Annotated in this window: 24 protein-coding genes; 21 read left to right on the top strand and 3 right to left on the bottom strand. The window is 61.2% G+C overall.

The genetic code is table 11. The features are described 5' to 3' along the window. Positions 1–15 precede the first annotated feature (15 nt). The 3 genes from KQ940_RS13000 to KQ940_RS12990 form a co-directional block, all read right to left on the bottom strand. The gene (locus KQ940_RS13000; protein WP_217414082.1) at positions 16–1,290 is read right to left on the bottom strand and encodes an HlyC/CorC family transporter; all 1,275 of its coding nucleotides are present in this window, start codon (positions 1,288–1,290) and stop codon (positions 16–18) included. Between the two features lie 58 nt (positions 1,291–1,348). Further along, entirely contained in the window at positions 1,349–2,158 is an 810-nt protein-coding gene (locus KQ940_RS12995; protein WP_217414081.1) for a cytochrome C assembly family protein, read from the bottom strand. A gap of 168 nt (positions 2,159–2,326) precedes the next feature. Further along, complete coding sequence (locus tag KQ940_RS12990; protein ID WP_217414080.1) at positions 2,327–2,920, bottom strand: OmpW/AlkL family protein; 594 nt, start codon at positions 2,918–2,920, stop codon at positions 2,327–2,329. Positions 2,921–3,378: 458 nt separating this feature from the next. Between KQ940_RS12990 and ffh the strand changes: the two genes are divergently transcribed. The 21 genes from ffh to KQ940_RS12885 all read left to right on the top strand — a co-directional run bounded on the left by ffh (position 3,379) and on the right by KQ940_RS12885 (position 25,518). After that, entirely contained in the window at positions 3,379–4,761 is a 1,383-nt protein-coding gene (gene ffh / locus KQ940_RS12985; RefSeq protein WP_217414079.1) for a signal recognition particle protein, read from the top strand. A gap of 205 nt (positions 4,762–4,966) precedes the next feature. Next, entirely contained in the window at positions 4,967–5,215 is a 249-nt protein-coding gene (rpsP, locus tag KQ940_RS12980) for a 30S ribosomal protein S16 (RefSeq protein WP_188749258.1), read from the top strand. 31 nt (positions 5,216–5,246) lie between these two features. Then, positions 5,247–5,780: a ribosome maturation factor RimM gene (gene rimM / locus KQ940_RS12975; RefSeq protein WP_217414078.1), complete on the top strand. Its 534-nt coding sequence runs from the start codon at positions 5,247–5,249 to the stop codon at positions 5,778–5,780. A 3-nt stretch (positions 5,781–5,783) separates the two neighbouring features. Beyond that, on the top strand, positions 5,784–6,539 hold the full coding sequence (gene trmD / locus KQ940_RS12970) for a tRNA (guanosine(37)-N1)-methyltransferase TrmD (RefSeq protein ID WP_217414077.1): 756 nt from the start codon (positions 5,784–5,786) through the stop codon (positions 6,537–6,539). A gap of 9 nt (positions 6,540–6,548) precedes the next feature. Further along, complete coding sequence (gene rplS, locus KQ940_RS12965; protein WP_036183571.1) at positions 6,549–6,905, top strand: 50S ribosomal protein L19; 357 nt, start codon at positions 6,549–6,551, stop codon at positions 6,903–6,905. Positions 6,906–7,051: 146 nt separating this feature from the next. After that, positions 7,052–8,470: a hypothetical protein gene (locus KQ940_RS12960; protein WP_217414076.1), complete on the top strand. Its 1,419-nt coding sequence runs from the start codon at positions 7,052–7,054 to the stop codon at positions 8,468–8,470. Beyond that, positions 8,467–9,396 carry a site-specific tyrosine recombinase XerD gene (xerD, locus tag KQ940_RS12955; RefSeq protein ID WP_217414075.1) on the top strand — a complete coding sequence of 310 codons (930 nt, stop codon included), beginning with the start codon at positions 8,467–8,469 and terminating at the stop codon, positions 9,394–9,396. Before KQ940_RS12960 ends, xerD begins: the two co-directional genes overlap by 4 nt. 96 nt (positions 9,397–9,492) lie before the next feature. Next, the gene (locus KQ940_RS12950; protein WP_217414073.1) at positions 9,493–10,221 is read left to right on the top strand and encodes a DsbC family protein; all 729 of its coding nucleotides are present in this window, start codon (positions 9,493–9,495) and stop codon (positions 10,219–10,221) included. Between the two features lie 246 nt (positions 10,222–10,467). Further along, complete coding sequence (locus KQ940_RS12945) at positions 10,468–11,769, top strand: homoserine dehydrogenase (protein ID WP_217414072.1); 1,302 nt, start codon at positions 10,468–10,470, stop codon at positions 11,767–11,769. Between the two features lie 13 nt (positions 11,770–11,782). Then, a complete protein-coding gene (thrC, locus tag KQ940_RS12940; RefSeq protein WP_217414071.1) occupies positions 11,783–13,177 on the top strand; it encodes a threonine synthase in 1,395 nt (464 codons plus the stop codon). 78 nt (positions 13,178–13,255) lie between these two features. Further along, entirely contained in the window at positions 13,256–14,074 is an 819-nt protein-coding gene (locus tag KQ940_RS12935) for a YdcF family protein (RefSeq protein ID WP_217414070.1), read from the top strand. Next, a complete protein-coding gene (recJ, locus tag KQ940_RS12930) occupies positions 14,071–15,807 on the top strand; it encodes a single-stranded-DNA-specific exonuclease RecJ (RefSeq protein ID WP_425515638.1) in 1,737 nt (578 codons plus the stop codon). The genes KQ940_RS12935 and recJ overlap by 4 nt, the downstream gene beginning before the upstream one ends. Positions 15,808–15,830: 23 nt before the next feature. Further along, on the top strand, positions 15,831–16,013 hold the full coding sequence (locus KQ940_RS12925; protein ID WP_217414069.1) for a hypothetical protein: 183 nt from the start codon (positions 15,831–15,833) through the stop codon (positions 16,011–16,013). Further along, positions 16,013–16,873 carry a deoxyribonuclease IV gene (gene nfo / locus KQ940_RS12920; protein ID WP_217414068.1) on the top strand — a complete coding sequence of 287 codons (861 nt, stop codon included), beginning with the start codon at positions 16,013–16,015 and terminating at the stop codon, positions 16,871–16,873. The genes KQ940_RS12925 and nfo overlap by 1 nt, the downstream gene beginning before the upstream one ends. A gap of 70 nt (positions 16,874–16,943) precedes the next feature. Continuing rightward, positions 16,944–18,773, top strand: coding sequence for a bifunctional diguanylate cyclase/phosphodiesterase (locus tag KQ940_RS12915; RefSeq protein ID WP_217414066.1), 1,830 nt, complete (start codon positions 16,944–16,946; stop codon positions 18,771–18,773). Positions 18,774–18,840: 67 nt separating this feature from the next. Beyond that, positions 18,841–19,464: an NUDIX domain-containing protein gene (locus KQ940_RS12910; RefSeq protein WP_217414065.1), complete on the top strand. Its 624-nt coding sequence runs from the start codon at positions 18,841–18,843 to the stop codon at positions 19,462–19,464. A gap of 41 nt (positions 19,465–19,505) precedes the next feature. Beyond that, the gene (locus KQ940_RS12905; RefSeq protein WP_217414064.1) at positions 19,506–19,949 is read left to right on the top strand and encodes a DUF1249 domain-containing protein; all 444 of its coding nucleotides are present in this window, start codon (positions 19,506–19,508) and stop codon (positions 19,947–19,949) included. Then, positions 19,942–20,712: a metallophosphoesterase gene (locus KQ940_RS12900; RefSeq protein ID WP_217414063.1), complete on the top strand. Its 771-nt coding sequence runs from the start codon at positions 19,942–19,944 to the stop codon at positions 20,710–20,712. The genes KQ940_RS12905 and KQ940_RS12900 overlap by 8 nt, the downstream gene beginning before the upstream one ends. A gap of 87 nt (positions 20,713–20,799) precedes the next feature. Further along, positions 20,800–21,444 (top strand): YqiA/YcfP family alpha/beta fold hydrolase, encoded by a 645-nt coding sequence (locus tag KQ940_RS12895; protein WP_217414062.1) that lies wholly within the window; start codon positions 20,800–20,802, stop codon positions 21,442–21,444. An 18-nt stretch (positions 21,445–21,462) separates the two neighbouring features. Continuing rightward, the gene (gene parE, locus KQ940_RS12890; RefSeq protein WP_217414061.1) at positions 21,463–23,358 is read left to right on the top strand and encodes a DNA topoisomerase IV subunit B; all 1,896 of its coding nucleotides are present in this window, start codon (positions 21,463–21,465) and stop codon (positions 23,356–23,358) included. A 627-nt stretch (positions 23,359–23,985) separates the two neighbouring features. Then, positions 23,986–25,518 (top strand): L,D-transpeptidase family protein, encoded by a 1,533-nt coding sequence (locus KQ940_RS12885; RefSeq protein ID WP_217414060.1) that lies wholly within the window; start codon positions 23,986–23,988, stop codon positions 25,516–25,518. The last annotated feature ends 46 nt before the right edge of the window (positions 25,519–25,564 follow it).

Raw genomic sequence — 25,564 nt, 5'->3', positions numbered from 1 at the left:
GCTGGAACGGCGCGATCAGAGCCGTTTGCGCTTGGGCTGACCGCGCTGGATACGGACTGTCTTCACCTTGTTGTCGCTGATCTGCAGGGTCTCGAAGTGGTAATCCTTGACCCGCAGACAGACGTTGGCATCGGGCAGTGATTCCAGCGTCTCGGTGATCAGGCCGTTCAGCGTCTTTGGCCCGTCGGTGGGCAGATCCCACTTCAGGCTCTTGTTGATCTCGCGCACATAAGCGCTGCCGTCGATAAAGTAGCTGCCATCCTCCTGCGGGTGGATCTCCTGATTGATACCGGCGCTATCGGCGGACATCTCGCCGACGATCTCCTCCAGAATATCCTCCAGCGTCACGATCCCCTCCACATCACCGTACTCGTCGACGACGATACCGATACGCCGGTTCTGCTTCTGGAAATGCAGCAGCTGTGTCTGCAGCGGCGTGCTTTCCGGTATGAAATAGGCTTCACGTACCACCTGCATGATCGCCGCCTTGGTCACCTTGCCTTGCTGGATCAGCTGCGCCAGGTTGCGCATATGCAGAATGCCGACCACCTGGTTGATATCGCCCTGGTACACCGGCAGACGGGTGTGCTTGGTGGCGGAGAGCTGCTGCAGAATCTGGTCCATCTCCTGGTCCAGGTCGATCCCCTCCACCTCGCTGCGTGGAATCATAATGTCGTTGACCGTGACGTCGCCCAGCTCCAGCACGCCGAGCAGCATCGACTGGTTACGTTGCGGGATCAGTGCGCCCGCTTCGTGCACCAGCGTGCGCAGCTCCTCCGTACTCAGGTTCTCATTGTTGTTGCCGGACAAGCGAATGCCGAAAAGACGCAGAAAGCCGTTAGTGATGCCGTTGACGATCCAGACTAGCGGATAAAGCATGAACAGCATCGGGCGCAGAATGAACGCGGCGGGAAAGGCGATCTTCTCCGGATGCAGCGCGGCGACGGTTTTCGGCGATACCTCGGCGAAAATCAGGATGACCAGGGTCAGGCCGAACGTGGCGACCACCAGGCCGGCATCGCCCCAGATGCGGACGCAGACAATAGTGGCGATGGCCGAGGCGAGGATGTTGACGAAGTTGTTACCGATCAGGATCAGGCCGATCAGGCGGTCGGGCCGCTCAAGCAGGCTGCTGGCCATGCGCGCGCCGCGATGGTTGTTTTTGACCATATGTCGCAGCCGATACCGGTTCAGCGACATCATGCCGGTTTCAGAGCTGGAGAAGAACGCAGAGCAGATGATGAGCAGCAGTAGAATGATCAGCAGTGAGCTTATCGACGCGTCTTCCAAAGTGGTGAAACCTCAACCAGAAAAAGGGACTCCATTGTCTGGTCCGCGTCAGGGCCTGTCAAGGCGCGGGCGGCTGCCCGTGGAACACCAGTTCGATAACGATTTTGGAGCCGAAAAATGCCAGCATCAGTAGTAGGAATCCACCCAGGGTCCAGCGCACCGCGGTCTGGCTGCGCCAGCCCAGCAGAACCCGTCCGGCGAGCAGTATGGCGTAAACCAGCCAGGCGACGATGGAAAGCAGGGTTTTGTGTACCAGGTGCTGGGCAAACAGGTCCTCGACAAAGATGAATCCGGTGACCAGCGAGACCGTGAGCAGCACGAAGCCGCACCAGAGCATCTCGAACAGCAGCCGCTCCATCACCTGCAGCGGCGGTAGCGAGGCGACCAGACCGCGGGTCTGGTGGTGTTTCAGCGACAGCTCCTGGCGTGACAGCAGCAGTGCCTGCAGTGCCGCCAGAGTAAAGATGCTGTAGGCCAGCAGCGATAGCAGAATGTGGGCGACGAGGCCGCCGGGGTAGAGGCGGTGGTCGCCGGTATCGGGACCGAAGGCGGCCAAGGCAGCGGTGATCGCGGCCATCGGGAAGGCGCCGATAAACAGGTTGTCCAGCTTTTGCCGCAGGCTGCTGACCAGCAGAATGCCGACCACGACCCAGGCAATGAAGGAACCGACGGGGAAGGTGCCCAGGTCTATCCCCTCGGGATAGTGCAGCACCTTGTATACTGCATAGCCGTGTATTGCGAACGCACCGAGACCGAGAACCCTGATCAGGTTTCGCTGCCCGCTATCGGGCGAAGAGAGCCGCTGCCACTGCAGCCAGGTGGCGCCGGCATAGCCGATGATCGCAATCAGCGTGGCAATGAACAGCATGCAATTCCTCCTTAAATCAGCGAGCTAGTGTGTCATAAATGCCGGAGCTGGGGAATACGATGTGGCGGCACTGGCAGGATGTCGGTCGATATGGGTTCGGGGGCGGGTCAAAGACGAAGCGAAGGCCGCGTGATCGGCGGCCTTCAAGTTGAACTAAGGGGTGGTTGGTCAGAATTTGTAACCCAGAGAGATCATGGCTACGGTTGGGTCGATTTTCTGGGTGCCGACTTTGCTGCCGTTGACGGAAACTTCGGTGTCGATATCGATCTTCCATACTGCGGCGTTGATCAACAGGTTATCACTGATGGCATAGTCCATGCCGACACCAACCGACAGCCCCCAGGAGTCATCCAGTTTGGTATCACCCAGTACGCTCTCCTCCGAGAAGAACGTGGTGTAGTTCAATCCGGCGCTGACATAGGGTTGGAAGGCAGAGCTGGCCTCCATCGGGTAGTACTGTAGCGACAGCGTCGGCGGGAGCTGTTTGGTTTCGCCTATCTTCGTGCCGCCGGCCACGATGTCATGCTTGAACGGTGTGGCCGCTAACAGCTCCACGCCTATGTTGGAGGTCAGCATGTAAACCCCGGTGAGGCCGAGCTGGGTGTCATCTTCGACATCAAGCCCCAGGTTGTCGCTGGCATGGGGATTTACATTGGCTGCACCGACACGCAGGACCATATCGCCGGCCTCATAGGCCATCGCACTGGAAGCGGTGGCGAGAAAGGCGGTACCTACGACAGCTGACAGGAACTTCTTGTCCATGAATTCTCTCCAGAAAGGTTAGATATAAAGTTGAAGGTTGATGGCGCGATTAGACGTGACAGGCTCGGAAGAGATAATGATCTGGCGCAATATTGCAGAGCGGTAATATTCGCGGTGATGGAGATTATTGTCTTACGTCAATTAACCTTATTGAGTATGTGTAAATTGTTTGGGAAGTGCTCCGGTAGTGGTCGGGCGGTACTGAGTCACAAGTCGAACCCGATTCGCTGTCTGATTCCTGCGGCTGTCGGTTTTGGCGCCCGTTACGGTCTTTGCATCGGTAGGGGATGAGCCGGGCCAGGTCCGGTTTTGGCGTCTGTGCGTAGCCGGTAGAACGCTGCGCGCCAGATTCACTTTGCATGGATTGGTGCGCCTCCCCTTGGCACTCCTGTATAATGCGCGGTCTTAGCATTACTGGCACCGGCACAACGGGGCGGTGCCCAAGGCAGAGGTTTTTCATGTTCGATAATCTGACAGAACGGCTAACGCAGACGCTGCGCAGCGTCACCGGTCAGGCAAAACTGACCGAAGAGAACATCAAGGGTACCCTGCGTGAAGTGCGTATGGCGCTGCTTGAGGCCGACGTGGCGCTGCCGGTGGTCAAGGATTTCATCAATGGTGTCAAGGAGCGGGCGGTCGGTCAGGAGGTCGCCAAGAGCCTGAGCCCCGGTCAGGTCTTCGTCAAGATCGTCAACGAAGAGCTGGTCAAGGTGATGGGCCAGGCCAACGAAGAGCTCGATCTTTCCGCTCAGCCGCCGGCCGTGATCATGATGGCGGGCCTGCAGGGTGCCGGTAAAACCACCTCCGTCGGCAAGTTGGCGCGCTTCCTCAAAGAGCGCAAGAAAAAGAAGGTGCTGGTGGTTTCCGCCGATATCTACCGTCCGGCGGCGATTCGCCAGCTCGAGACCCTGGCCGGAGAGGTGGGTGTTGAGTTTTTCCCCTCCACGGCGGATCAGGATCCGGTGGATATCGCCAACGGCGCCATTCATCACGCCCGTATCCAGCACCACGATGTGGTGATTCTCGATACCGCCGGTCGTCTGCATGTCGACAGCGACATGATGGACGAGATCAAGCGCCTGAACGCGGCGGTCAAGCCGGTGGAAACCCTGTTCGTGGTCGACTCCATGACCGGTCAGGATGCCGCCAATACCGCGCGCGCCTTCAACGAGGTGCTGCCGCTGACCGGTGTGATCCTGACCAAGACCGACGGTGATGCCCGTGGCGGTGCGGCGCTGTCGGTGCGCCATATCACCGGCAAACCGATCAAGTTCCTCGGTATCGGCGAGAAGAGCGATGCCCTGGAGCCCTTCCATCCGGACCGGGTCGCCTCGCGCATCCTCGGTATGGGTGATGTGCTGTCGCTGATCGAGGAAGCCGAGCGCAAGATCGATAAGGATAAGGCGGAGAAGTTTGCCAAGAAGGTATCCAAGGGCAAGGGCTTCGATCTCGAGGATTTTCGCGAGCAGTTGCAGCAGATGAACAGCATGGGCGGCATGATGTCGATGCTGGAAAAACTGCCCGGTATGGGGCAGATGGCGCAGGCCGCGCAGAGTGCTCAGGCCGAGAAGGGGATGAAGCAGATGGAGGTGATCATCAACTCGATGACACCGAAGGAGCGTCGCAATCCCGATATCATCACCGGCTCTCGTAAACGCCGCATTGCGCTGGGTTCCGGCACCCAGATCCAGGACGTCAACCGCCTGCTGAAACAGCACAAACAGATGTCCAAGATGATGAAGAAATTCGGCTCCAAGGGCGGTATGGCCAAGCTGGCCCGCGGCATGAAGGGTATGCTGCCGCCAGGTATGGGCGGAGGCGGCGGTTTCCCGCGTATGTAAGCCACGCCTTCGTTGGCTACTATTTGTTCGAAACAGCTTTTATCGGGCGGTGGATTCGCGTAGAATTGCCGCCCTGATTTTTGTCAGTTGCATTCGTGCGGCCGGCAGGATGGCCCTCTGGGCCGGGCGATGCCGTCTGGCTTCGAGGTAACTAAAACGATGGGCGATCTTAAAACCCATCCCGCGAAATAAAGGGGTCCAGCGCATGGTCACTATTCGTTTGTCTCGTGGTGGCGCTAAAAAGCGTCCGTTCTATCACATTACTGTTGCCGATTCACGCTGTGCGCGTGATAGCCGCTTTATCGAGCGGGTCGGTTTCTTCAACCCGGTCGCTCGCGGTCAGGAAGAGAAGCTGCGCGTCAACCTGGAGCGTGTTGAATACTGGATCGGCAAAGGCGCACAGCCGTCTGAGCGTGTTGCTCAGCTGATCAAAGACGCACGTAAAGCACAGTAAGTAGTAAAGGTTGACGGGCAGGCCAGTTGGGATGAGTGAATACCGCGAAGAGGACGTGGTCGTTCTCGGACGCTTCACCTCCACCTATGGTGTACAGGGTTGGATCAAGGTCTATTCCCACACCGACCCGATGGAGAACATCCTGACCTACACGCCATGGCTGGTTCGCCAGAACGGCGCCTGGATCCCGGTTAAACGGGTCGGCGGCAAGAAACATGGCAAGGGCCTGATTGCCCGGCTGGATGGTATAGACGCTCCGGAGAAGGCGAGAGCCTTCAATAATGTGGAGATTGCGGTACCGAAACAGGTGCTGCCGGATCTGCAACCGGGCGAGTACTACTGGAGCCAGTTGGAAAACCTGTTGGTATATACCGAATCCGGCGTGTTGCTGGGTCGGGTGGATCATCTGATGGAGACCGGCGCGAACGACGTGCTGGTGGTCAAAGGCACCGACGAGAGCATCGATCGCGAAGAGCGCTTGCTGCCCTGGTTGCCGGATCAGGTGGTCAAAGAGATTGATCTGGACGCAGGCACTATGCGGGTCGATTGGGACCCGGAGTTCTGAGTCGTGTGGTTCGGGATCGTATCCCTGTTCCCGGAGATGTTCGAGGCGGTCACCCGCTACGGCGTCACCGGGCGGGCAGTGCGCAGTGAACTGATCAGTGTCCAGTGCTGGAATCCGCGTGACTTCACGCATGACCGGCACCGTACCGTGGACGATCGCCCCTATGGCGGCGGCCCCGGGATGCTGATGAAGGTTCAGCCGCTGCGCGATGCGATCCAGGCGGCGAAAGCTGCGGCGGGCGAGGGCGCCCGGGTGATTTACCTCTCCCCGCAGGGGCGCAGGCTGGATCAGGCCGGGGTGGCGGAGCTGGCGCAGACGCAAAAACTGATCCTGGTGGCGGGTCGCTACGAGGGGATAGATGAGCGTCTGATTCAGTCCGACGTCGATGAGGAGTGGTCACTGGGTGACTTCGTGCTCAGCGGCGGTGAGCTGCCCGCGATGGTGTTGGTCGATGCGGTATCGCGCCTGGTACCCGGTGTACTGGGGCACAGCGATTCAGCGGTCGAGGACTCCTTTTATCAAGGATTGCTCGATTGCCCGCACTACACCCGACCCGAATCACTGGAGGGTATGCAGGTACCGGAGGTACTGCTCAGCGGTAACCATGAGCAGATTCGGCGCTGGCGTCTCAAGCAGCAGCTGGGGCGTACCTGGGCGCGACGGCCGGACCTGTTGCAACAGATCGAACTGGACCCGGAGCAGCAGACGCTGTTAAGCGAATATATCCGCGAGGCCAAAGGGCAGGCGGGTGAAAATTAGGAGCGAGCGATGAGCAGCAAAAACCTGATCATTCAGCAGATCGAAGCTGAACAGACCAAGAAAGAAGTTCCGGCGTTTGCACCGGGCGATACCGTAGTTATCCAGGTGCGCGTAGTAGAGGGCTCTCGCAGCCGTCTGCAGGCGTTCGAAGGCGTTGTAATCGGCAAGCGTAACCGCGGCCTGAACTCTGCCTTCACCGTACGCAAGATCTCCCACGGTGTGGGCGTTGAGCGTACCTTCCAGACCTACAGCCCGACGGTTGAAGGTATCGAAGTCAAGCGTCGCGGTGACGTGCGCCAGGCTAAACTGTACTACCTGCGTGAGCGTAGCGGTAAGTCTGCACGTATCAAAGAGAAGCTGGGCTGATCCGTCAGTCACGCAAGCTTCTGAGAAGGGCGGCCCAAGGGTCGCCCTTTTTTTGTCGCTGATCTGTCTCAACGGTGCGACTCGCCATTTGCTGAAACTGACTTTAGAATCGGTCGGAGCTGAAATACAACGAGAGGGAGTGGCGGATGCGCAAGCTGGCCATCGGGTTCGTCTTTCTGGTCTTGCTGCCGGCGCTGGTGGTTGCGGGTGGTTATGGCTTTTACTGGTACCAAGTGAAGCGCTACGCCGACCAACTGGTCGAACAGGCGGCCCCCTTTGCCCGGGTCGAGTATGGTGCGATCCACGCCGATCCACGGGGAGAGGTGGGGCTTGATCAGGTCAGTATCACGCTGAATCAGGATGGTACACGCATCCCGATCGACTCCATTCGGGTGCGCTCTCAGGATCCGCTGTTCTTCCTTGATCCACAGGGGCGGATTGAATCCGGCGATCTGCCGCTGCAGTTGAACCTGGTGCTGAAACAGGCGCAGATCGGCCTGTCCAGCAAGCTGATCAAGACGCTCGAGGCGCAGGCGGCGCAGGCACAAACGCTTTCAGCTGATGGTGTCGTCAGCCCGGACGCGCTCGGTTGTGGCGATCTGCAGCGCATCGATATCGCCGCATTGAGCGAGATGGGCTACAAGAGCCTGGCCATGGATCTGGTGCTGGGTATGTCGATCGAGCCGCATAACCGCCGCATCCGCTTCAATGCGGATACCGATCTTGCCGGCTTTGGTCAGAGCGGCATGAATATTGAGCTCTCAGTCACCGGCGACAGCTTTGCTCCGGCCCAGATGCTGGCGGCCAACCCGCGATTGCGCCGGCTTGAGCTGTCCTACCAGGACGCCGGTTACAATGCGCGACGCAATAAGTTCTGTGCCAAGGCCGCCGGTGTCGATGTGGATACTTACCTGGCCGAGCATGAGCGGCTGATGCGCGACTGGCTGCTGGCACAGGGGGTGGATCTGCCGGAGCTGATCTGGGATCTGTACAATGGCATCAATCGTCCCCGCGGTCGCGCGACCCTGACCATGGAACCCCCGGGTGGGCTTGGGGCTGAAGTGATGGCAGGGCTGGGGGCGCCGACTCAGCTGATCGATCGTCTCAATATCGGACTGTCGCTGAACGACAAGCCTCTGGTACTCGATTCCATCAACTGGAACGAGGTGCTGGTCGAGGCTCGGCGAACGCTGGCTGCGCGGTCGACCAGCCCTCAGCCTGAAACTGTAGCGCAGATGAATGCCGCCGATGAGCAGACTGAGGTTGATCCGCTGGCCGCTTCCGAGCCTGGCGCCGACAGCTCCGGACTGGATGAAGTGCTGCGTGGCCTGCCGAAGCGGGATCCCAAGCCGGAGCCGAAGAAATATCGCGCCATCTCCGTGGCGCAGCTGGCCGATGTCAAGGGCTTGCCGGTGCGTGTGCGCACCGATCTGGGTAACCGGTTTGAGGGCAGGGTGGTCGATGCCCGCAACGGGACGCTGAAGATCGAGCAGCGCGTCGACAAGGGGCTGATCATCTATCCGCTCGAGTTCGATCAGATCAGCTCGGTCGAGGTGTACCGTTGAGTGAGGACCGAAGGCGGCGGGCGAAGCTGCCCGCCGCTACGGATCAGGCACTCATTGCGCAGTATCTCGATCATCTTTGGCTTGAGAGGGGGCTCAGCGACAACACCCGCGCCTCCTATACGCGTGACCTGAACCATTTCGCCTGCTGGCTCAATCAGCGCAAGCTGCAGCTGCTCGACCTGGATCGTCGTGATCTGCAGTTCCATCTGCAGTGGCGGGTGGAGCAGCAGCTGCGTCCGACCTCGACCTCACGTCTGCTTTCCACCCTGCGCGGGTTCTACCGCTACCTGCTGCGCGAGCATCTGATTAGCGTTGATCCGACACTCAATATCGACAGTCCCCGTCGCGGACGCCCCCTGCCCAAAACGCTGACCGAAGCGGATGTCGAGGCGCTGCTGGCGGTGCCCGATACCGGCACAGCGCTCGGGCTGCGCGATCGCACCATGCTGGAGCTGCTGTACGCCTGTGGCTTGCGGGTGTCCGAGCTGGTCGAGCTGCGGCTTGAGGAGCTGAACCGTCGTATCGGCGTGCTGCGCATCGTCGGTAAGGGCGATAAGGAGCGGATGCTGCCGGTGGGGGACGAAGCGCTGGCCTGGCTGTCACGTTACCTGCGTGATGGGCGTCCGGAACTCGGTGCCGATAATCGTATCGAACATATATTCCTCAGTCGCCTGGGTCAGCCGATGACGCGGCAGACCTTCTGGCACAGGATCAAGCGTTATGCCATCGAGGTTGGGATCGACAAGCCGATCTCGCCCCATGTGCTCAGGCATGCGTTCGCCACGCATCTGCTGAATCATGGCGCGGACCTGCGTGTGGTGCAGATGCTGCTTGGGCACTCCAGCCTGTCGACGACGCAGATCTACACGCATGTGGCGACCGCACGGCTGCAGGCATTGCATCGTGATCATCATCCTCGTGGGTGATGATATCAACGCCCGGCAGCGCATTGCCGGTGTAGGTGATACACTGGCGCACCGGTTAAATCTGGTTTATTGAATCTGCTTGTTTCGGAGGTTGTTATGCGCGCTGTCGCGGCCGTTTTGTTGATGTTGTGCATGGTTCAGGGTGCGGCTGCCGCCGACAAGGTGCAGCAGCGCCTGATCGAGCGTATCCAGTCCTTCGACAGCCGGTTGAGTGTGGAGAGTGTGTCGCCGGCACCTCTGCCCGGTTTGTATGAGGTGGTGCTGAGCAGTGGAGAGGTGCTCTACACCGATGCTCAGGGTGAGTATATTCTCGCCGGCGAGCTGTATCAGGTGCAGGGGGCTGGCAAGCTGGTCAGTCTGACCGAAGAGCGGATGAAAGCGGTGCGGGTGCAGGCGCTGGCGGCGATTCCGGCCGAGCAGCGTGTGGTGTTCCCGGCCAAGGGGGAGCGCAAGGCGCGTCTGCAGGTATTTACCGATGTGGATTGCGGCTATTGCCGCAAACTGCATAGCGAGGTCGCCAAGCTGAACGAGATGGGGATACAGGTGGATTATCTGGCCTTCCCGCGTGCCGGTGCCGGCTCAGCCGCGGCAGCCAAAATGTCGGCGATCTGGTGCGCGCAGGGTGACGAGCGCAGGCAGTTGATGACGCGGGCCAAAAACGGCGAAAACCTGGCGCCGGGCGATTGCGAAAATCCGGTGTTGGAGCAGTTTGCCCTGGGGCAGCAGCTCGGCGTCACCGGTACGCCGGCGCTGGTACTCGATGATGGGCGTCTGCTGCCGGGTTACCTGCCCGCCGAGCGCTTGGCCCAGGTATTGGGTCTCTGATCCGCAGCATTCAGGCAGCAGCGAATAATCGGGCGGGGATGCAGGCGATGCATTCCCGCCTTTTTTGTTTATGCGCGGTGAATCTCTCGGCCATATGGATGTGCTGGATCGCGGTTTGCTATAAAATAAGGCCCATTTTTCGCCCGCGAGAGGCCTGCTCTCTCCTTTTTCTTGATCCATCCGCAGCGACGGATGTTCTGAGCAGAGGGCTAACGGGTTGTTATGACAAGCAAAGCGAGGTGTTGTTTGAAACCGGTAAAAGTTGGGATCTGTGGTCTGGGCACCGTCGGTGGCGGTACCTTCAATGTCCTCATGCGTAACGCCGAGGAGATCGCGCGTCGTGCCGGACGCCGCATCATTGTCGCGGAGATCGGTGCGCGGCGTGCAAACCCGGCCTGCGATACCACCGGTATTCAGATTACCAACGATATTTTCGCCGTCGCCACCAACCCTGAGATCGATATCATCGTCGAGCTGATCGGTGGCTATGAGACCGCACGCGATCTGGTGATGACCGCGATCGCCAATGGCAAGCATGTGGTCACCGCCAACAAGGCGCTGATCGCCGTGCACGGTAACGAGATCTTTGCTGCCGCCCAGGAGAAGAATGTCATGGTGGCATTCGAGGCCTCGGTGGCCGGCGGTATCCCGATCATCAAGGCGATCCGCGAAGGGCTGGCGGCGAACAAGATCAACTGGCTGGCCGGCATCATCAACGGCACCGGCAACTTCATCATGACCGAGATGCGCGACAAGGGTCGTGCGTTTGACGATGTGCTGGCCGAAGCGCAGGAGCTGGGTTATGCCGAAGCCGATCCCACCTTCGATGTGGAAGGGATCGACGCCGCGCATAAGCTGACCATCCTCGCCTCCATCGCCTACGGGATCCCGCTGCAGTTCGACAAGGCCTACACCGAAGGGATCAGCAAGATCACCGCCGAGGATGTGCAGTATGCCGAGGAGCTGGGCTTCCGCATCAAGCATCTGGGCATCAGTCGCCGTACCTCTGCCGGTATCGAGCTGCGTGTACACCCAACGCTGATTCCGCAGTCTGCGCTGCTGGCTAACGTCAACGGCGTGATGAATGCGGTGCTGGTGGATGCCGATGCGGTGGGTCAGACCCTGTATTACGGACCGGGTGCCGGTGCCGAACCGACCGCGTCGGCGGTGGTCGCCGATATCGTCGACGTGGTGCGCACGCTGACCGCCGACCGCGATAACCGCGTGCCGCATCTGGCGTTCCAGCCCAGCCAGCTGTCCGACCTGCCGGTACTGCCGGTGGACGATATCGAGACCGGCTACTACCTGCGCCTGCAGGCGGTGGAGCGCCCTGGCGTACTGGCGCACGTCACCCGGATCCTCGGTGACAAGGGGATCAATATCGAAGCGATCATCCAGAAGCAGACCACCGAGGCGCAGGTGCCGGTGATCATGCTGACCCAGCGTGTGGCCGAGCGGGTGATGAACGAGGCGATCCGCGAGATCGAGGCGCTGCCCGATATCCTCGGTGACGTGGTGCGTATCCGGGTTGAGTTGCTGGCAGACTGAAGGACAGGAAACAATGAAATATATCTCTACTCGTGGCCAGGCACCCAAGCTTGAGTTTGCCGACGTACTGCTGGCCGGTCTGGCCAGCGATGGCGGTCTCTATGTGCCCGAACAGCTGCCGACCTTCTCCAAGGAGGAGATCGCCTCCTGGGCCGGTCTCTCCTATGCCGAGCTGGCGTTCAAGGTGATCAAGCCGTTCGTCGACAGCTGCATCGATGACGCCGAGCTGAAGCGGATGATCGACGAGACCTACGCCGGGTTCAATCACTCCGCGGTGGCGCCGCTGAAGGAGCTGGGCACCAACGAGTGGGTGCTGGAGCTGTTCCACGGCCCGACCCTGGCGTTCAAGGATTTCGCCCTGCAGCTGCTCGGCCGCCTGATGGACCATGTGCTGGCCCAGCGCGGGGAGCGTCTGGTGATCATGGGCGCCACCTCCGGCGATACCGGTTCCGCCGCTATCGAGGGTTGCCGCCACTCCGAACACCTGGATATCTTCATCCTGCATCCGCACAACCGGGTGTCCGAGGTGCAGCGCCGGCAGATGACCACCATCCTCGCCGACAACGTGTTCAACATCGCGCTGGAGGGCAACTTCGACGACTGCCAGCAGATGGTCAAAGACAGCTTCGCCGACCAGGCGTTCCTGAAGGGCCTGAAGCTGGGTGCGGTAAACTCGATCAACTGGGCCCGCATCATGGCCCAGATCGTCTACTACTTCTCTGCCGCGCTGGCCGTGGGCGGTCCCCACCGTCCGGTGGCGTTCTCGGTACCGACCGGTAACTTCGGCGATATCTTCGCCGGTTACCTGGCCAAGCAGATGGGCCTGCCGATCAGCCAACTGGTCGTTGCAACCAACCGCAACGACATCCTGCATCGGGTGATCAGCGGCAACGACATGTCCAAGGGCGAGCTGGTGCACACCCTGTCGCCGTCGATGGATATTATGGTCAGCTCCAACTTCGAGCGCCTGCTGTTCGACGTTTACGGCCGCGACGGCAGCGCAATCAGCGAGCTGATGGATCGCTTCAAGAAGGAGCCGGTGCAGCTGGATCCGGCGCGTTGGGACAAGGTGCGCGAGCTGTTCGATAGCGCCTGCGCCGATGACGAAACCACCTGCAACACCATCGCTCAGGTGCACGCCGAAACCGGTTACCTGCTCGACCCGCACACCGCCATCGGCGTCAAGGCCGCCCGCGAGTGCTGGCGTGACAAGTCGGTGCCGATGATCACCCTGGCCACGGCACATCCGGTCAAGTTCCCGGAGCCGGTGGTTAAGGCCGGTCTCGAGTCGCCGCAGCTGCCGGAGCATCTGCATGACCTGTTTGAGCGCGAGGAGCGGGTCGAGGTGATCGATAACGATATCGCGGCGGTACAGGCGTACATCGCTTCGCACGTACACCGCGATTGATCCACCTGAGCCCGGCCGCCTGGCCGGGCTCTCATCTCTGCAACCGTACACCGTCGGCGCCACGCCCGGGATGATGCGATGGCTAGCTTTTTCAATCTGTCCAAACTGTTCTGGTTCTTTGCGCGCCCCGATCACCTGCTGGTGTGGATGCTGCTGCTCGGCCTGTTCAGTCTCTGGGTGGGTTGGCGCCGCCTCGGCCTGGGGCTGTTGATCGCCGATCTTCTGCTGCTGCTCAGTATCATGCTGATGCCGCTTGGCGATGCATTGATGATGCCTTTGGAGGCGCGATTCCCGCAACCTGAGCAAAATATCCGGGTTGACGGTATCGTCGTCCTCGGCGGTGGCGAACTGGCCGAGGAGAGCGCCTTCTGGCAGCAGCCGCAGGTCAACCAGGCCGGCGAGCGGCTGATGCTGATCCCGTTGCTGGCCCGGCGTTATCCACAGGCGCGGATCATCTTCACCGGTGGCAGCGGTTCGGTGCTGCGTCCCGAGTTCAAGGGTGGCGATGTGGCCGAGGCGTACCTGGACGGCGTCGGCTTATCTGACCGGGTATCGATCGAGCGGGAGTCGCGCAACACCTATGAAAACGCGGTCAATACCCTCGATCTGCTCGGCGGTGTGCCCAAGGGCAACTGGCTGCTGGTGACCTCGGCGTTTCATATGCCGCGTTCGATCGGCATCTTCCGCCGCCAGGGTTGGGAACTGATCCCCTATCCGGTGGACTACCACGCGCTGAGCGACGATGGTCGTCGCCTGCAGCCGGGGTTATGGAAAAACCTCAGTGACATCGAAATAGCTCTGCGCGAGTGGGTAGGTCTGTTCACCTACTACAGCAGCGGAAAAACCAGCCAGCTTTTCCCCGGCCCGCTACCGACTACTAAATCTGAGACGCCATGAGCCAAGAACCCCTGATCGAACGCCGGCCGATGCCTGAAGCGCTTCCCGCCGGGTTGGCCGCCCTGCATCCGGTGTTGGCCCGCATCTATGCCAGTCGCGGAATCGACAATCTGGAGCAGCTCGGGCGCCAACTCAAGGAGCTGCTGCCGGATGCGCAGATGCGCGGTATGGCGGCGGCGGTAGTGCGTCTGGTGCGGGCGCTGGAGCAGCGGGAACGGATACTGATCGTTGGCGATTTCGACTGCGACGGCGCCACCAGTACCGCGCTGGCGGTGCTGGCGCTGCGCCAGTTCGGCGCCGCCGAGGTGGAGTACCTGGTGCCGAATCGCTTCGAATACGGCTATGGCCTCAGTCCCGAGATCGTCGAGGTGGCGGCGACCCAGTCGCCCCAGCTGATCATTACCGTGGACAACGGCATCTCCAGTATTGAGGGCGTGACGCGGGCCAACCAGCTCGGGATCGACGTGCTGGTGACCGATCACCACCTGCCCGGCGAGCAACTGCCGGACGCCTGTGCCATCGTCAATCCGAACCAGCCCGGCTGTGAGTTCATCGCCAAGTCCACCTGCGGCGTTGGCGTGATCTTCTACGTCATGATCGCCCTGCGCCGGGCACTGGCGGAGCGTAGCTGGTTCGAAACGCACAATATTGCCGCGCCCAATCTGGCCAGCCTGCTGGATCTGGTGGCGTTGGGTACCGTCGCCGATGTGGTGGCGCTGGAACGCAACAACCGCACCCTGGTCTACCAGGGGCTGCAGCGGATCCGCGCCGGCCAGGCCAGGCCAGGCCTGTTGGCGTTGATCGAGGTCGCCGGGCGTCGGCGCGACCAGCTCAGCGCCACCGATCTCGGCTTCGCCCTGGCGCCGCGGCTGAATGCGGCGGGACGGCTGGAGGATATGTCGATCGGCATCGAATGCCTGCTCAGCGAGGATTACGACTACGCGCTGGATCTGGCGCGCACCCTGGATGATCTGAACCGCGAGCGCCGTGGCATCGAACAGGAGATGCAGCAGCAGGCGCTGGTACTGCTGGATCGGCTGCAGCTCGATGACGCATCGCTGCCCTATGGCCTGTGCCTGTTCGATCCGAGCTGGCACCAAGGGGTGATCGGCATCCTGGCCTCACGGATCAAGGAACGGGTGCACCGCCCGGTGATCGCCTTCGCGCCAGGCGATGCGGGTGATATCAAGGGCTCGGCGCGCTCGATCAGCGGTTTCCATGTCCGTGATGGCCTCGATGCGATCGCGGCCCGTCATCCCGGCCTGATCAAGAAGTTCGGTGGCCACGCCATGGCGGCGGGGCTGTCGCTCAGTGCTGATAATCTTGACGCCTTTTGCGCTGCGTTCGATGCCGAGGTACGACGCCAGCTGGATGAGCAGGCGCTGACCCAGCGGGTGCTGACCGATGGTGCGCTCTCGGCCGACCAGTTCAGCCTGGAGCTGGCCGAGCTGATCCGCGAGGCGGGCCCCTGGGGACACCAGTTCCCCGAGCCGCGTTTCGATGGCCGCTTCCGGCTGATCCAGCAGAGGATCGTTGGCCATCGTCATCTCAAGGTGGTATTGATGGAGCCGGCCTCCGGCATGGCGCTGGATGGCATCGCGTTTAATATCGACACACGGCGCTGGCCGGATCAGGCCGTTACCGAGGCCGAGGTGGTCTACCGCCTCGACGTCAACGAGTTTCGTGGCCAGCGCAATCTGCAGCTGATGATCGAGCAGATACTGCCGCTGTAGGCAAATTTTGAGGAGAACCGACAATGCATGAACTGAACCTGGAACAATTGAGCGCCCTGCTGGCCGTGTTTACCCGCGCCGGGGTCGAAGCGGATGGCAGCACAGAAGGGCAGCTGCTGGCACAGATTCGCACTCTGCACGCCGAACGTGAGGAGATGGAGTCGATGGATTTCGACGACTGCCTGGGTGGGGCCTGCAAGCTGTAATGTACTACGTAGGAGCCCATGTCAGCGCCTCGGGTGGGGTCGAGAACGCGCCGCTGAATGCAGCGGCCATCGGTGCCAACGCCTTTGCGCTGTTCACCAAGAATCAGCGTCGCTGGGATGCCAAGCCGCTGACGGCGCAGAGTATCGACGCATTCAAACGTAACTGCGAGGAGCACGGCTTCGCGCCCGAGCAGATCCTGCCCCACGACAGCTACCTGATCAACCTGGGTCACCCCGAGGCCGACGCGCTGCAGAAATCGCGCGACGCCTTCGTCGACGAGATGCAGCGTTGCGAGCAGCTGGGGCTGGTCTATCTGAACTTCCATCCCGGCAGTCACCTGCGCAAGATCGACGAAAGCGGTTGTCTGAGGTTGATCGCCGAGTCGATCAACCTGGCGCTGGATAAAAGCCGCGGCGTGACCGCGGTGATCGAAAATACCGCCGGTCAGGGTTCCAACCTGGGTTGTCGGTTCGAGCATATCGCCGAGATCATCGACCGGGTCGAGGACAAATCGCGGGTCGGGGTGTGCCTGGATACCTGCCATACCTTTGCTTCCGGCTACGATCTGCGCAGCGCCGAGGCGTGCGAGCAGACCTTTGCCGAGTTCGAGCGGGTGGTCGGTTTCAACTACCTCTGCGGCATGCATATCAACGACTCGAAAGCCGCGCTTGGTAGCCGGGTGGATCGCCACCACAGTCTGGGGCAGGGCGAGATCGGCTGGCCGGTGTTCCGCTACATCATGCAGGACCCCCGTTTCGAGGGGGTGCCGCTGGTGCTGGAAACCATCGACGAGACGATCTGGGCCGACGAGATTCAACAGCTGCGCCGCTTTTCCCAGGGCGAGGTCGAGATCGCCTGAGCTGTCACTGCACTGTCACGGAATCGCCATAAAATAGCTCAATAAACGGCAGTTTTGTAAGGTGATTTAGATGGGGGTCGAACGTCAGTTCGCACAGGTGATCGAGAGTGAGCTGGATGAGCTCGAGCTGCTGACCGAGATCATTCAGCAGGAGTGTCTGTTTCCGGTATTTCAGCCGATCGTGGATCTCAGTACCGGCGAGTGCCTGGGTCATGAGGCGCTGATCAGGGGGCCGAGCGGCACGCCGCTGCACGCGCCTTACCGGCTGTTCAACGCCGCCATCCGCCACCATCTGCTGCATCGGCTGGAGCTATTGTGCCGCCGGCGCTCGATCGAGTGTTTTGCTGCTCAGACGATGAGCGGCAAGCTGTTCCTCAATGTCTCCGCCTCGCTGCTCAGCAGCTCGGACTATCAGCACGGTTTTACCATCGAGCTGCTGCAGGCGCTGGGCATTCCGCAGGAAAATATCGTCATCGAGCTCTCCGAGCAGCACCCGTTCGACAATCATGGTCTGACCCGTTCGGCGGTGGATCACTACCGGCAGATGGGGTTCCGTATCGCCATCGATGATCTCGGCAGTGGCTACTCAGGGCTGAAACTCTGGGCCGATCTGCAGCCGGACTACGTCAAGATCGATATGCATTTCGTGCGTACCATCGACCGTGACTCGGTCAAGCGCGAGTTCGTACGCTCGATCTGCAATATCGGTCGCACCCTGCACTGCAATATCATCGCCGAAGGGATCGAGACGCTGGAGGAGCTGCATACCCTGCAGGAGATGGGGGTGCGCTACGGTCAGGGCTTTCTGCTCGGACGGCCGCTGGAGGAGCCGGTGATGAGCCTGGATCCGCTGACCATCCGCCACGGCTATCTGCAGAGCCGCGGCGGCGAGCGCGGTTCAGCGGAATCGGATACCGCGCGGGCACTGGTGCGCGGTATACCGGCGGTGTCGCCGGAGGATCGTCTGCTGGAGGTCAGCGAGATCTTCAGGACACTGCCCGACGTGGGTTCGGTGCCGGTGTTGGTGGATGGTGAGCCGGTCGGAGTGGTACGGCGTAGTGATCTGCTTGAACTGTTCTCGGCCCAGTATGGCCGCGCACTATATGAGCAGAAGCCGGTATCGCGGCTGATGCGGGAGGACGCCTTGGTGGTGCCCTCCGATCTGCCGTTGGAGCGGGTGTCGCAGATGATCACCGAGCAGGATGCAGCGGAGCTGGTTCATCAGGAGCTGATTATCGTGCAGGATGGCTGCTATCTCGGCATGGCCAGCTTGCGCGACCTGCTCAAGCGGATCACCGAGTTGAAGATCCGTAACGCCCGCTACTCCAATCCGCTGACCCTGTTGCCGGGCAATGTGCCGATCAATCGTGAGATCGATGCGTTGCTCAATCATGCAACCGATTTCCATATCGCCTACTTCGATCTCAACCACTTCAAACCCTTCAACGACTGCTACGGTTATTCCCGGGGCGATCAGGTTATCCGTCTGCTGGGGATGCTGCTGACCAACAATACCTCCAGCGATGTGGATTTTGTCGGTCATATCGGTGGTGACGATTTCGTGGTGCTGTTTCGCAGTCGGCAATGGCGCAGCATATGCGAGCAGGTGATTGAACAGTTTGGCCAGCGCGTACGTGAGCTTTATCGTGCCAATGATCTGGCTGCTGGAGGGATCTGGAGCGTCGATCGCAATGGTGAGCGCTGTTTCCAGCCGCTGCTGACGCTGGCCGTTGGCGTGGTCCATCCCGACCCCTACAAGTGCTCCAGTTATCATGAGGTCGCCGAGCTGGCGGCAGATGCCAAGAAATGCGCCAAACAGCAGGGCGGAGATTCGATATATCTGTCGCCGCAGCGTCACCTGAGCCAGTTGTGGCGCTCGGGCGTCCAGGTCAGCGCCTGAGCGCCTGAGGATTTTCTTTGTCCGCTTGCGTATAGTGTCTCTCAACAGGCAGCACAGGAATTGAGAGATGGATAAAGGCTGGCGGCCCACATTCGGTCCTGAACACTGGCAGGTCGATGAAGACCTGCCGGTGTTCAACGGCTATTTCAAAATGTACCGGCTGAAACTTCGCCACCGTAGCTTTCTGGGCGGTGAGATCGAGATTCGGCGCGAACTGTTTCGCCGTGGCAACGCTGTGTGTGTATTGCTGTATGACCCGCACCGCGACGCGGTGGTGCTGGTAGAGCAGTTTCGCGTTGGCGCGCTCGAGGCACCGCAGGGGCCCTGGCTGCTGGAGCTGGTGGCCGGTATCGTCGAACCGGGTGAGACCGCCGTTGACGTGGCCGTGCGTGAAAGCGACGAGGAGGCGGGGCTGGCGATCACCGGAGTGCGCCCGATCTCCCGCTTCCTGCCCAGCCCGGGTGCCTGCGACGAATGGATCGACCTGATGTTCGCCTGTGTCGATGCCGCAGAGGCGGAGGGGGTGCACGGCTTGCCAGATGAAGGCGAAGATATCAAAGTACAGGTGATCGATGCTGAGGTCGCGTTTGAACTTGTTCGTGATGGACGGATCAATAGCGGACCGGCGATCATCGGATTGCAGTGGCTGGAGTTGAATCGAGCCCGCATCCGCACTGAGGCATGCAGGTAATACGCACAGTAAGGAGCGCTTAAGGAGAACGTGTCGACAACATGAAACGCAAGTATGTACCCGACCTAAAACGGCAGATGTCGGTTTGCGAGGCCAACTATGCACGCATACTGAAGCTGTTGCCGGATCTCGATACTCAGGATCTGTGTGAGTATCAGGTCGCCTGGCACGGCCGCAGCGCCGTGCTGCGCCTTCAGGTCGAGGAGCGTTTCCGCTACACCAGCACCCTGCTGGTCAGCCAGCAGCTCGAAAGCGAGTCGCGCTGGCTGGATGTACCTCAGTTGCTGGTGCGCCTGTATCATGATGCCGGGCTGGCCGAGGTGATCTGCATCCGTCAGCGGCGCCAGTTGTCCGGGCGTTACCCCTACCCCAATCCCGATATGCATCAGCCCGACGAGAAGGTGCAGTTGAACGAATTCCTGGGCGAGTGCCTGAGCCAGTGTCTCAGTCACGGCCATATGATGGAGCCGGTTTTCGTTGGCTGATACCCGTTACCTGCTACAGATCACTGACTGTCACCTGATGTCTGAGCCGGGTCAGCCGTTTCGCGGCCTGAATACCGATAGCACGCTGCAGGCGGTGGTCGCCGATGCGCTGGCCCAGGGGATCGAGTTCGATCATCTGCTGCTCAGCGGCGATCTGGTCCATCACGGCGGCACCGATGCCTATCGGCGGTTGCTCGATATCCTGGCGCCGCTGCCGGGCGAGCGGCACTGGATCCCCGGCAATCACGATGAGCCTGCCGCGATGCGTGCGGCGAGTGATCTGCCGCTGGGGCGCGAATGCGTTGCCTGTGGTGACTGGCGGTTGCTGCTGCTCGATTCCACCGCTAACCCCGATGGCCGGGGCAGTGGCTCGCTTGCCGACGATCAGCTGGACTGGCTCGAACAGGCGCTGGCGGTCCATGCCAGACACCCGTTACTGATCCTGTTGCACCACAACCCGCTACCGACGGACAGCCTTTGGCAGGACCAGATCATGCTCGGCAATGCCGCCGAGTTCGCCCGCATCGTCGCCGCCCATCCACAGGTGCGCGCCATCCTCTGCGGCCACCTGCATCAGCATCAGGCGTTAAGGCTTGGCGATATTCCGGTCTGGTCCGCGCCAGCCAGCAGCATCCAGTTCAAACCCGGTCAGGCTGATTTTCTGATCGAGGACGATCCGCTCGACTCCCGTCCCGGCTACTGTATCTATCGACTGGATGCCGAGGGCAGGATCAGTGTGCAGGTGCGGCGGGTTAACGCCTAAGGCAGTTGCGCCGGGCGCTCGGCTTGGGTAACGTCTGCCCCTGATCAAGTCGCACCCTGCGAGAGTTACGAGGTAGCCGTTCAGCCGATGACCGATCCGGTGTATATCTATGTCCACGGCTTCAACAGTTCGCCCTCCTCATGGAAGGCGCAGCTGCTGGAAAGGGCGCTGCAGGCCCAGGGGTTGGCAAACCATTTCTACTGCCCCGAGCTGTCGCATTGGCCGGCACGGGCGATCGAGCAGCTGCAGCAGTTGATCGAGCCGCTCAAGGCACAGGGGCGCAGTCCGGTACTGATCGGTAGTTCGCTGGGCGGCTACTACAGCAGCTATCTGGTCGAGCAGGCGGTGCGCAGGGGAGAGCCGCTGAAGGCGGTGTTGATCAATCCGGCGGTGTACCCCTATCGGTTGCTGGAGGCGTGGCTCGGCGAGAACGAGAACCTCTACACCGCCGAGCGCTACCAGTTGACCCGGCGCCATCTGGAGCAGTTGCTGGCGCTGGATTGTGGCAAGCCAGCCGCCCCCGAGCGCTACCTGCTGCTGGTGCAGACCGGCGACGAAACCCTGGATTACCGTGAAGCGGTGGATAAGTATGACCGCGTAGTCCAGTTCGTTCAGCCGGGCGGTAGTCACGGCTTTGACCAGTTTGAACAATTGATACCCGCTATTCAGGCGTTTGCCGCCGGGCGCATCGAGCTGCCCGAGCCGGTGGAGCTGCCGGTGAGCGCCAACTGACGACAGGAAACAAGACGGATGTCGAAGCAATACAACGCCGAAGCGATCGAGGTACTCAGCGGTCTGGATCCGGTGCGCCGTCGCCCCGGCATGTACACCGAAACCGACCGCCCCAACCATCTCGCCCAGGAGGTGATCGACAACTCCGTGGACGAGGCGCTGGCGGGCCATGCGCGGCAGATCGAGGTGACGTTGCATGACGACGGCTCGCTGTCGGTCAGCGACGACGGCCGCGGCATGCCGGTGGATATCCACCCCGAGGAGCGGGTCAGCGGGGTCGAGCTGATCCTGACCCGGTTGCACGCCGGCGGCAAGTTCAACAACGACAACTACACTTACTCCGGCGGTCTGCACGGGGTTGGCGTGTCTGTGGTCAACGCGCTGTCGAAACTGCTCAACGTGGAGATCAAGCGCGACGGCCAGGTCTACCGGATCGGCTTTGCCGACGGCGACAAGGTGTCCGAGCTGGAGGTGGTCGGCAGTTGCGGCAAGCGTAACACCGGTACCACCCTGCGCTTCCTGCCCGATCCGAAGTATTTCGATACGCCCAAGTTCAGCATCAGTCGGCTGAAGCACAATCTGCGCGCCAAGGCGGTGCTCTGTCCCGGTCTGCGGGTGATCTTCACCGATGCCTCCGGGGTCAAGAAGGAGTCCGAGGAGTGGTACTACGAGGATGGCCTGGTCGCCTACCTCAAGGGCAATACCCAGGTCTACGAGACGCTGCCGGCTGAGCCGTTTACCGGTCATCTGCAGGGCGAGGAGGATGCGGTCGAGTGGGCGGTGCAGTGGCTGTCCGAGGGCGGCGAGCTGACCTGCGAGAGCTATGTCAACCTGATTCCTACCGCCCAGGGCGGTACCCACGTCAACGGTCTGCGCTCGGGGCTGCTCGATGCGATGCGCGAGTTCTGCGAGATCCGTAACCTGCTGCCGCGCGGCGTCAAGTTGAGCCCGGAGGATATCTGGGATCGCTGCTGCTACATCCTCTCGGCGAAGATGCGCGATCCGCAGTTCGCCGGTCAGACCAAGGAGCGGCTGTCGTCACGGCAGATCGCCGCGTTCATCTCCGGCACGGTCAAGGACGCCTTCTCGCTCTGGCTCAACCGCCATGTGGAGGAGGGGGAGAAGATCGCGGACCTGGTGATCGCCAACGCCCAGCGCCGCATGCGCTCCAACAAGAAGGTGGTGCGCAAGAAGGTGACCCAGGGCCCGGCGCTGCCCGGCAAGCTGGCGGACTGCTCCGGCGGCGATATGAGCCAGTCCGAGCTGTTCCTGGTCGAGGGCGACTCGGCCGGCGGTTCGGCCAAGCAGGCGCGCTCGCGTGAATTTCAGGCGATCATGCCGCTGCGCGGCAAGATCCTCAACACCTGGGAGGTGGAGTCGGGCGAGATCCTTGCCTCGCAGGAGATCCACGATATCTCGGTGGCGATCGGCGTCGATCCCGGCTCGGTGGATCTGGCCGGGCTGCGCTACAACCGTATCTGCATCCTCGCCGATGCCGACTCCGACGGTCTGCATATCGCCACCCTGCTCTGCGCCCTGTTCGTGCGCCACTTCCGTCCGCTGGTGGCGGCCGGACATGTCTACGTGGCGATGCCGCCGCTGTACCGCATCGATGCCGGCAAGGAGGTGTACTACGCGCTGGACGACGACGAGAAGCAGGGTATCGTCGAGCGGATCCGCGCCGAACGGCGCAACGCCCGGATCAACGTGCAGCGCTTCAAGGGTCTGGGTGAGATGAACCCGATGCAGCTGCGCGAAACCACCATGGCGCCGGACACCCGTCGTCTGGTGCAGCTGACGCTGGCCGAAGGCGACGACACCATGGAGATCATGGATATGCTGCTGGCGAAGAAGCGCTCCGGTGATCGCAAGCAGTGGCTGGAGAGCAAGGGCAATCTGGCCGAGGTGATCTAGCGGTTTTAGTCTCCCGGGTCGAGCGCATGGATCGGTATGTACCGAGCGGATGCTATGGTATTCAGGCTGGGTTGGTGAATATGTCTTGCCCCCCCAAGGCAATCGCACTATGTCATCACCGTTGGTGCCATTCCGGGCCGGTGGTACCACTTCCGTGCGACGCGCTTTGCGTCGTCCTGACCGCTCGACTGCCGCCGTCCTTGGCGGCAGACGGTCGCCCGGCAGCGGTACCGCCACCCCTCTGAAGCACGGTGCCGGCCGACAGATGAAGCGGGCACCGTACTTTCCGAAGGGCGATATGGTCGGGTCTGGCTGACCCTCCGCGCCAGGGAGGGCGCGGCGGAGCCCCCATGGAGGGGTTTACGGCGTGTCAGACAGGCCCGACCACATCGACCTGAACAATCCTGTCATAACCAGGGGATAGTGCGATTGCCCTGTCTTGCCCCCTTCCCATACTTCCGTGTAACGGTTAAACGGCTATAGTAAAGGAGTGGGCCTGGAGCCCCAGGCCTGAACTCAGGAAAGGGAGGGCAGGTCACCATGCCCCTGCTGGCAAGAGTACTCCAAAGGGCGTTCCTCGCTCTTTTTTTAACGCTGTCGTCCATTAGCGGGGTGGGGGCTGCACCTTTGCCACTGCTGCCCGATAGCCTGCCACTGCAGCGGGGCGAGCCGATCCCCAATTGGGCAGCGCTGGGCTCCCTGTATGAAACCTCTGCCTCGGCCTACCTCTGGCATAGCGCTGATGGCGGTGCCGATCAGGCGTTAATCGATTCGCTACTGCGTGCCATCGATAGTGCCGTGGCTCAAGGTCTGCCAGCGGAGCGCTATTATGATCGCAGACTGGTCGATGAGCCCGAAGTGGCGCGGCGCGATCTGTTGCTCAGCGATGCCTTGTTGCGGCTGATTACCGATATGGGGCAGGGGCAGCCGGAGGCTGCGCTGCAGCAGCGGCTCTGGCATCTGCCGCGGCCGCAGATCGATGCCTTGGCGCTGGCACGGCGTGCACTGGCCGAGCGGGATCCGGTCGGAGTGGTAGCGGAATTGGCGCCGCGAACCCCTGAGTACACAGCATTGACGGAACTCTATCAGCGCTACCTGCTGATCAGCCGTGAGACGCCGCCGCCGCGATTGCCGGGTAATCTGATCCTGAAGCCGGGTGAGCAATCCGATGTGGTTCCGCTGCTGCGTCGCTATCTGGTGCGCCTGGGGGATGCCGAACCCGACCCTGTTGCCTTGGCAACGGCACCCGATCTGTACGATGAGCCCCTGGTGGCAGCGTTACAGAGCTTCCAGATACGGCACGGGCTTGAGGTGGATGGTGTGCTTGGGCCGAAAACCCTGGCCGAGCTCAATCGACCGATGAGCGAGCGTCTGGAGCAGATTCGTGTCAACCTCGAGCGCTGGCGCTGGATGCCTCGTGAGCTGGGTGAGCGCTACATATTGGTTAGCCCAGCCGGTTATTTCCTTGAGCTGGTGGAGGCTGGGCAGGTTGTGTTCTATACCCGCACCATCACCGGGCGACCGCGCAGACCTACACCCTCCTTTCGTTCCGACCTGACCCGGCTGACGGTCAATCCGGACTGGACCGTGCCGCGTCGGATCATGCGCGAGGATCTGCTGCCCAAGATTCGGGAGGATCTTGGCTGGCTGGAACAGAACCGGGTGCGTGTGCAGCGTTACGATGAGGGGCGGTGGCTCAATGTGGCGCCGGAGCAGGTGGACTGGAACGACCCGGGACATATCCGTTTGATCCAGGCGCCAGGGCCGCAAAATGCGCTGGGACGGATGAAGTTCGGTATGGATAACCCGTTTTCGATCTACCTGCACGATACGCCGGCGCAATCCCTGTTCGACGAGCCGCTGCGGCCGTTCAGTTCCGGCTGTGTGCGTGTCCAGGGCATTGAGAACCTTGTGCAGTACCTGCTGCTCGAACAGCCGCAGATGCAGAACTGGCTGGCCGATGCTCTGGCGCAGGAGAAAACGCGCATTCGATCACTGCCGGAACCGGTACCGGTGTATATGGTCTATCTCTCGGCCTGGATCGATGATCAGGGGCAGGCGCAGTTTCGCCCCGATATCTACGGCCTGGACACCCAGGTGCAGGCACGCATCCAGCGATATAGTGCTGTTGAATACACCGATATAGTCGTTAACAATTGATTGTTTACTGGTCAATTGTCTCGCTCTTGGGTAGGATGTATTCGAC

This window comes from Marinobacterium ramblicola (assembly GCF_019084545.1).
Classification (GTDB): Bacteria; Pseudomonadota; Gammaproteobacteria; order Pseudomonadales; family Balneatricaceae; genus Marinobacterium_D; species Marinobacterium_D ramblicola.
The sequence above is the reverse complement of the archived record's forward strand: the minus strand, read 5'-3'. Positions and strand labels throughout refer to the sequence as shown.